Annotated in this window: 7 protein-coding genes; 4 read left to right on the top strand and 3 right to left on the bottom strand. The window is 41.3% G+C overall.

The annotated features are described in order from the left end of the window. From polA to WKF69_RS03090, 3 genes are all read left to right on the top strand, one after another. Window positions 1-1,533, top strand: a 1,533-nt coding sequence (gene polA / locus WKF69_RS03100; protein ID WP_340379445.1) for a DNA polymerase I, incomplete at its 5' end; no start/stop codon positions are given. A gap of 112 nt (window positions 1,534-1,645) precedes the next feature. Next, entirely contained in the window at window positions 1,646-3,079 is a 1,434-nt protein-coding gene (locus WKF69_RS03095) for a glycogen/starch synthase (protein ID WP_340379444.1), read from the top strand. Next, complete coding sequence (locus WKF69_RS03090) at window positions 3,069-4,334, top strand: glucose-1-phosphate adenylyltransferase (RefSeq protein ID WP_340379443.1); 1,266 nt, start codon at window positions 3,069-3,071, stop codon at window positions 4,332-4,334. The genes WKF69_RS03095 and WKF69_RS03090 overlap by 11 nt, the downstream gene beginning before the upstream one ends. Before the next feature lie 3 nt (window positions 4,335-4,337). Here WKF69_RS03090 and WKF69_RS03085 read toward each other — a convergent pair whose 3' ends face one another. The 3 genes from WKF69_RS03085 to WKF69_RS03075 form a co-directional block, all read right to left on the bottom strand. After that, window positions 4,338-4,646 carry a YbaB/EbfC family nucleoid-associated protein gene (locus WKF69_RS03085; RefSeq protein WP_340379442.1) on the bottom strand — a complete coding sequence of 103 codons (309 nt, stop codon included), beginning with the start codon at window positions 4,644-4,646 and terminating at the stop codon, window positions 4,338-4,340. Window positions 4,647-4,667: 21 nt separating this feature from the next. After that, on the bottom strand, window positions 4,668-5,051 hold the full coding sequence (locus WKF69_RS03080) for a response regulator (protein WP_340379441.1): 384 nt from the start codon (window positions 5,049-5,051) through the stop codon (window positions 4,668-4,670). A gap of 119 nt (window positions 5,052-5,170) precedes the next feature. Next, window positions 5,171-6,388, bottom strand: coding sequence for a serine hydrolase domain-containing protein (locus WKF69_RS03075; RefSeq protein ID WP_340379440.1), 1,218 nt, complete (start codon window positions 6,386-6,388; stop codon window positions 5,171-5,173). A 189-nt stretch (window positions 6,389-6,577) separates the two neighbouring features. Here WKF69_RS03075 and fumC point away from each other — a divergent pair, with 189 nt between their 5' ends. Beyond that, window positions 6,578-7,975 (top strand): class II fumarate hydratase, encoded by a 1,398-nt coding sequence (fumC, locus tag WKF69_RS03070; protein ID WP_340379439.1) that lies wholly within the window; start codon window positions 6,578-6,580, stop codon window positions 7,973-7,975. Window positions 7,976-8,015: the final 40 nt, after the last annotated feature.

Raw genomic sequence — 8,015 nt, 5'->3', positions numbered from 1 at the left:
AATCTAAAATATGATATACTTGTTTTGAACTGGTACGGAATAAATGTGAAGGGGGAGTTGTTCGACACCATGCTGGCCCACTACCTTATCGATCCTGATTCAAGACATAACATGGATCTGCTGGCCGAAAACTATTTGAATTATAGCCCTGTAAGCATAACATCACTGATCGGACCAAAGGGGAAGGCGCAGGGAAACATGCGTGATGCTGAAATAGAAAAGATCAAGGAATACGCCGCGGAAGACGCGGATATTACTCTTCAATTACGGGATGTTTTTGAACCGATACTTGAAGATGTTAATGCTGGCAAACTAGCCCGGGAGATAGAAAATCCCCTGATCTACGTATTGGCTGATATTGAAAGAGAAGGCGTTAAAGTGGATCAGCAGGCGCTCGCTGAATTTTCAGAAGTACTAAAAATTGATCTGAAACAACTTGAAATAAGCATTTATGAAAAGGCGGGCGTTAAGTTTAACATTGCATCTCCAAAGCAACTTGGAGAAGTTTTGTTTGACAAACTACAATTAGACCCGCAGGCGAAAAAAACCAAAACCGGACAGTATCAAACCGGAGAGGATGTGCTCACCAGGCTAGCTAATAAAAGTGACATCGTCGCTGATATCCTGGACTTCCGCCAATTGCAAAAATTAAAATCTACATACGTGGATGCTTTGCCGCAGATGATCAACCGAAAGACGAGCCGCATCCATACGTCATATAATCAAGCTGTGGCAGCCACGGGCAGATTAAGCTCCAATAATCCCAATCTTCAAAATATTCCTATCCGAACGGAAAGAGGCCGGGAAGTGCGTAAAGCTTTTATCCCGCGTGATGAAAATCATGTGTTACTATCTGCCGATTATTCTCAGATAGAGCTTAGGCTTATCGCCGAGATCAGCGAGGATGAGAATATGATGGACGCTTTTGATAAAGGGCTGGATATTCATACTGCCACAGCGGCAAAAGTATATGGTATTCCCCTTGAAGAGGTAACATCCACACAACGTCGTAACGCGAAGGCTGTAAACTTTGGAATTATTTATGGTCAATCAGCGTTCGGGCTTTCGCAGAATCTGGGTATACCGCGAAAAGAAGCAGCCGAGATCATTGAAAACTACTTCAACACATATCCTAACATTAAGAAATACATGAACGACACCATGAATTTCGCCCGGGAAAACGGTTATGTTGAAACCATTATGGGTCGCCGTCGGTACCTCCGCGACATAAATTCAGCTAACCAGACTGTTCGGGGCTTCGCAGAGCGAAATGCTATCAATGCACCTATCCAGGGATCTGCAGCCGATATGATCAAGATCGCTATGATCCGCATTCACCAGGATATAAAAGATCAGAACCTGGCTTCCAAAATGACAATGCAAGTGCATGATGAGCTTGTTTTCGATGTACCAAAATCGGAAACTACCATTATGAAAAAGATTATTGAGGAGGGAATGAAAAATGCGATTAAGACGAAGGTTCCTATAGTTGTAGAAGTAGGTGAAGGCTCAAACTGGCTTGAAGCACATTAAAGTTTCATTGCAAGTTTGCTTGTAATGATGGACTATGCAATAATTGATTTAATCCATTATTTCTAAATAACATTTACTAAATTCATTTTTCTATCAATCTTAACCCTACCGCATGGATGTTATCCACTTAAGTGCAGAATGCTATCCTGTTGCCAAAGTGGGTGGTTTGGGTGATGTTGTTGGAGCTTTGCCAAAATATCTTAATCAAGCTGGTGTAAACGCTTCAGTTGTGCTTCCTTATTACGATAGGAAATTCATACAAGAAAATGAATTTGAAGAAGTGTTCAAATCATCCGCAACAGCAGCAGGCAAAACTTTTGAATATAAAGTACTCAAGGAAAAAACAAGGAAGCTTGGCTTTGACCTCTACCTTATTTACATTAATGGCTTACTGGATCGCAAAGAAATATATTGTTATCCTGATGAGATCAAACAATTTATAAGCTACCAGATCTCGTTCCTCGACTGGATAAATAAAGCAAAAAAAAAGAGGCCGGACATCATTCATTGCCATGACCACCACACTGGCCTTATTCCTTTCCTAATTTCAAATTCAGGTCTTTATAAAGATCTTGCGATGATTCCTACCATCTGCACCATTCACAACGGCCAGTATCAGGGATGGCTGGGTTGGGACAAAGTATCATACCTCCCTTCGATAGATCTAAGCAAGGCTGGACTGCTCGACTGGAATAGTTGTATCAATTCACTTGCTGCGTCGGTAAAATGCTGCTGGAAGTTTACGACCGTTTCACCTAACTACTTAAAAGAATTGTCGACTAATTCAAACGGGCTGGAAAAACTTTTCGTGATGGAAAAGAAAAAGGGGATCGGAATAATCAATGGGATTGATACCGAAGTTTGGGATCCTGCAACCGACCCAATGATCGTTCAGAATTATACCCCTGAAACTGCAGATAAAGGTAAAAAAGAGAACAAGAAAAATTTATGTAAGCAGTTTGACCTCACTGCTACCAAACCCCTAGTCGTATTCATCGGCAGACTCGTTGGGGAAAAAGGCGCGGAACTATTGCCAGCAGCTATTGAATCATGCTTGAAAAATTATAAAGGAAAGGTAAATTTTATTGTGCTTGGTTCAGGAGAACCGGAGATAGAAAAAGAGCTGGAAAAATTAACCGAAAAACACAAAAAACAGTACGGTGTGTATATTGGTTATGATGAAGAACTCTCGCATCGCATTTATGCTGGTGCTGACTTCCTGATGATGCCTTCACGAGTGGAACCATGCGGATTAAACCAGCTTTATGCTGTGCGATATGGAACCATGCCTATTGTACACAGTACGGGAGGATTAAAAGACACGGTGATTGATGTGGATGATGCTAAAGGTTATGGGATAACTTTTGACAAACTGGAGGTGCAGGAACTAGTAAATGCCGTGGGCCGCGCCCTGGATATATACACAAATGGGAACAGAATGTCGGACTTAAGAAAGAAAATGATGTCATTGGATTTTTCGTGGGACCGCTCGGCAAAAGAATATATTGACTTATATAAAAGCTTAATTAAACCAAATGCAGTCTAAAGTAATCTCTGTCGTACTTGGAGGTGGACAAGGTTCACGTCTTTATCCTTTAACTGATACCCGCTCGAAACCAGCCGTACCAATCGCAGGAAAATATCGCCTTGTGGACATACCTATTTCGAATTGTCTCAATTCCGGAATAGAGCGAATATTTGTTTTGACCCAATTCAACTCTGCTTCTTTAAATAAGCATATTAAGAATACATACCATTTCAGCTTCTTTAGTGAAGCCTTTGTCGACATCCTGGCTGCAGAACAAACACCAAATAATGCAACCTGGTATCAGGGCACAGCTGATGCGGTAAGACAGTGTTTATATCATCTTGTTCAACACGATTGCGAATACGTTTTGATACTATCAGGTGACCAGCTATATCAGATGGATTTTGAACTTATGGTAAAAAATCATGAGCAAAGCGGTGCGGATATCTCTATAGCTACAATTCCTGTTACGGCCAAAGACGCGACCGAATTCGGCATACTTAAGGCTGATGAGAATAACTTCATAACCTCCTTCGTCGAAAAGCCCAAAAAAGACGTACTTCCTGAGTGGAAATCCGAGGTTGACGGAGACATGAACGCGAAAGGAAAGCAGTATTTAGCCTCTATGGGTATTTATCTATTTAATAAAAAATTGCTTTTTGATCTTTTGGAGAATAACACGCGGACAGACTTTGGCAAAGAGATCATACCGCAATCGCTTATAGATCACAAGGTAGTGAGTTATCAGTACAGTGGCTACTGGACTGATATCGGTCATATTCGCTCCTTTTTTGATGCCAATCTTGGCCTGACAGATAATATACCGGAATTCAATCTATTCGACAAAAGGCCAATTTATTCGCGGGCACGCATGCTTCCCCCATCTAAAATATCCGGCACAACTCTAGAAAAAACGGTTATAGCAGATGGTTGTATTATCAACGCAAGCAGAATAGAGCGTTCTGTAATAGGGATTAGAACACGCATTGGTACGGGTACAACAATTGTAAATACTTATGTTATGGGTGGCGACCGCTATCAGACTCTCCATGAATTGACAGAATCTGCCGAAAACAGTCAGCCGATAATGGGTATTGGAGATAGATGTTATATCAAAAACGCTATCATCGATAAGAATTGTTTTATAGGGAATGATGTGCGGATAAACGGCGGCCCTCAACTAAAAGACGGGGATTTTAAAACTCACACTATCAAAGACGGTATTGTTGTAGTTAAAAAGCTTGCGGTTATTCCTAACGGGACCGTTATCTGATATTTATTTATTCCCGAACATATTACCTAAACCGCCCATCATATCACGGGTAGCCGCCTGCATTTCAGTCTGACTGACACTTTCAGCCTGCTCGAGTGTTTTATTAATTGCGGTAACAAGCAATTCTTCCACCTCCTCCGCATCAGCACTGGAAAGGAAGTCTGGATCGATGGAAATATTTGTTATACGTTTGTTTGCGGTGGAGATCACTTTTATCTTACCACCCTCTACTTCAGACGAGACCGAAATAGTGTCCAGGCGTTTCTTAATTTCTTCAGCTTTCTGCTGAGCCTCAAATAATTTATCAAACATGGTGTTAAAAATAATGGAAGCTTAAGCCAGAGTACCTCTTATAATATCCGGTGATAATGGTTTTGATATAAACCCCTTTACGAATGAAAAAGTTTGGGAGCGGAGCTTATCCTTTTCATCCACAGAAGAAGTAACAATAAATATCCTGATGCTTTTACTGAGTTCGGCCTGAAATCTTTCGAAAGCCTCCAAAAAATCCCAGCCATCCATTACGGGCATGTTCAGATCCAGAAGTATCACGTCAGGTAACTCGTCGGTATTTTTTACATTATTCCTTAGACACTCGAGAGCAAGTTCAGCTTCAGTATAACTGCTGTACCCGTCAAATAACTCATGCTTAGCAATCATGATTTGCGCTATTCGCTGATGTATCGGGTCGTCATCAATTATAAATACTTTGCTCATTTTGTCCAATTTGGCACTTGGTTTACTTTAGCAATTTAAGTGTTTATAAATACAAATAGAATTTTATTGAGAAAGTTTTAAAAATTTCTTTAAACGACCAAAAATTATCGATAACTATACTAATCTTCGTCATCGGACGTGTTTTGCCCGTTTCCTGAATAGGCGCTCCTTCTTACGACGGGCATACCGGCTAAGTTATATAGTTCATCCAGATGTAACAAGCTACCGTTTGTAAGATTACTTAATAAGATTACTGTAATATCCTCATCCATCTGGCGAAGGTAAATATGTCTGAATCCATGCCACCAGCCTGTATGATAAACCACTTTCTTGCTTTGATCTTCAAAGGTACGCCATCCGTAACCATAGTTAAAGTGGCCCTTCTGCATATCATTCCGCGGTGCGTACATGGAATCGAGCGAGGCCTGCTTTAATAATTTCCCATCCCTTAGGGCACGATCGAATAAGAAGAGATCATGAATAGTGCTATAAACTCCTTTATCTCCAACGGGGCCATCGAGAAAATTCTGAACCACGGAACGCCGCCATGTCCTGTCATGTCCAATAACATCTACCGGTATTTTGTCATATTCCGCCCTTGAATAAACGGCCGTATGCTTCAAACCGGCAGGCTTGAATACATTTTCTGCCATATATTGGGAATACTTTTGGCCGGTTACTTTCTCGATAATTGCAGCCAGCACCATGAAATTGGAATTATTATAGTGAAACTTCTTGTTAGGCTGAGTATAAGGGTTTGGCCGATGTTCGGCAATCAGTTTCATAACATCCTGATTCGTGATCCCGGGGCGCTCGTCCCGTTTAGCTTTTTTCCAAATCCCATCGATAAAATATACATAGTTCATCATACCTGAGCGATGACTCAGAAGCATTCTGATAGTAATACCATCATATGGGAAGTCAGGATAAAATTCCTTCACATTCTGATCCAGCCTAAGTTTCCCGTCTTCGACAAGCATCATTATACCAACCGATGTGAATGGTTTGGAGACAGAAGCCAGCTCAAATACAGAATTTATCTTCAAACTATCGCGGTGGAGGTGATCAGCCCAGCCTATCGCCTTTTCATAAATGATCTTTCCCTTCTTAGCAACCAGCACGTTCCCATTAAAACTGGACCGCTTATGGAGCCTAATTACAAAATCTTCGTACCGCGGATCAGCTTTTTTTGGATCATAGATCAACGATACACTATCTGTTTTGTCATCTGAAGCTGTCCTTTGCTGCTTTTTCGTTTCAGGAGGCCCCGATGAACAGGAGCAAAAGAAAATCGTGATAATAAGGAAGCCTAGGGATTGACGCAAATAAAGGATCATCGAAGAAAGTTATCGGTAAGTATTAATCGTGAAAATTATAAATTATTACAATCAGGAACGGTAAAGAGTTTTAAACAACACTGCATTTCGATAATTGCGATTCAAAGTTCAGCCGGTAAAATCTGAATATTGCCCCTCAACACTGCCTAAAAAAATCTAAATTTGCAGAGAAACAAAATCCCTATTTCAATGACTTACAGAGTAGAACACGATACAATGGGTGAGGTGCAAGTGCCTGCTGATAAATATTGGGGCGCCCAAACCCAGCGTTCAAGAAATAACTTCAAAATTGGTCCCGAAGCATCAATGCCGAAAGAGATAATTCAGGCTTTCGCTTATCTGAAAAAAGCTGCTGCTTATACAAACACAGATAGTAATATTCTCACTGCAGAGAAGCGTGACCTGATCGCCAGCGTTTGTGAAGAAATCCTTGAAGGCAAGCTCGCTTCTGAATTTCCGTTGGTGATCTGGCAGACTGGTTCAGGCACTCAGTCAAACATGAATGTGAATGAGGTGATTGCTAATCGTGCGCACGTTTTACAAGGCAATAAACTCGGCGAAGGCAAAACCTTTGTTCACCCTAATGATGATGTAAACAAATCACAGTCATCGAATGATACCTTTCCAACTGCAATGCATATTGCAGCTTACAAACTTGTGTCGGAAGTAACGATTCCGGGAGTCGAAAAGCTTAGGGATGCCCTTCAAAAAAAGGTTGACGATTTTAAAGATGTCGTCAAGATAGGCCGCACGCACTTAATGGATGCAACGCCTTTAACTCTGGGTCAGGAATTCTCTGGTTATGTTTCCCAGTTGAATCATGGCTTGAAGGCATTAAAAAACACACTCGATCATCTATCAGAGCTTGCTCTTGGCGGTACTGCAGTTGGTACCGGGATCAATACGCCTAAAGGCTATGATGTTACTGTTGCAAATTACATTGCAAAATTCACTGGCCTGCCATTCCGTACTGCAGAAAATAAGTTTGAAGCCCTGGCTGCACATGACGCGATAGTTGAAACGCATGGCGCGTTAAAGCAGATTGCTGTGTCTTTAATGAAGATCGGCAACGACATTCGTATGCTTGCGTCTGGCCCGCGTTCAGGTATTGGGGAAATTCACATCCCAGATAACGAACCAGGTTCTTCAATTATGCCTGGTAAAGTCAACCCAACACAAAATGAGGCTCTTACGATGGTAGCCGCCCAGGTAATGGGAAATGATGTGGCTATCACCATAGGAGGTTCTAATGGACACTATGAGCTAAATGTTTTCAAGCCCGTTATGGCTGCTAATTTCCTTCAGTCTGCGAGATTAATTGGTGATGCTTGTGTATCCTTTACTGATAATTGTGTTTCAGGAATTGAACCAAATTACGAAGGAATTAAAAAACACCTTGAAAATTCGTTAATGCTCGTTACAGCTCTAAATCCGCATATTGGCTATGAGAATGCAGCGAAAATCGCCAAAACAGCACTTAAAGAAAATAAATCTCTGCGTGAGGCTGCTCTCGGACTTGGACTGCTTACTAACGAACAGTTCGATCGGTGGGTCCGTCCGGAAGATATGATCGGTGGACTAAAATGATCGCTTTATTATAAAATCGGATTTGGTGGAAATTAGACCT

This window comes from Daejeonella sp. (assembly GCF_037719425.1).
GTDB lineage: Bacteria > Bacteroidota > Bacteroidia > Sphingobacteriales > Sphingobacteriaceae > Daejeonella.
This window is presented reverse-complemented; position numbering and strand designations above follow the sequence as displayed.

What these genes read in the sequence shown, in the direction of transcription:
- WKF69_RS03095 (WP_340379444.1), top strand. Translation starts at nt 1,646, where the DNA reads ATGGATGTTATCCACTTAAGTGCAGAATGCTATCCTGTTGCCAAAGTG.
- WKF69_RS03090 (WP_340379443.1), top strand. Translation starts at nt 3,069, where the DNA reads ATGCAGTCTAAAGTAATCTCTGTCGTACTTGGAGGTGGACAAGGTTCA.
- WKF69_RS03085 (WP_340379442.1), bottom strand. Translation starts at nt 4,646, where the DNA reads ATGTTTGATAAATTATTTGAGGCTCAGCAGAAAGCTGAAGAAATTAAG.
- WKF69_RS03080 (WP_340379441.1), bottom strand. Translation starts at nt 5,051, where the DNA reads ATGAGCAAAGTATTTATAATTGATGACGACCCGATACATCAGCGAATA.
- WKF69_RS03075 (WP_340379440.1), bottom strand. Translation starts at nt 6,388, where the DNA reads ATGATCCTTTATTTGCGTCAATCCCTAGGCTTCCTTATTATCACGATT.
- fumC (WP_340379439.1), top strand. Translation starts at nt 6,578, where the DNA reads ATGACTTACAGAGTAGAACACGATACAATGGGTGAGGTGCAAGTGCCT.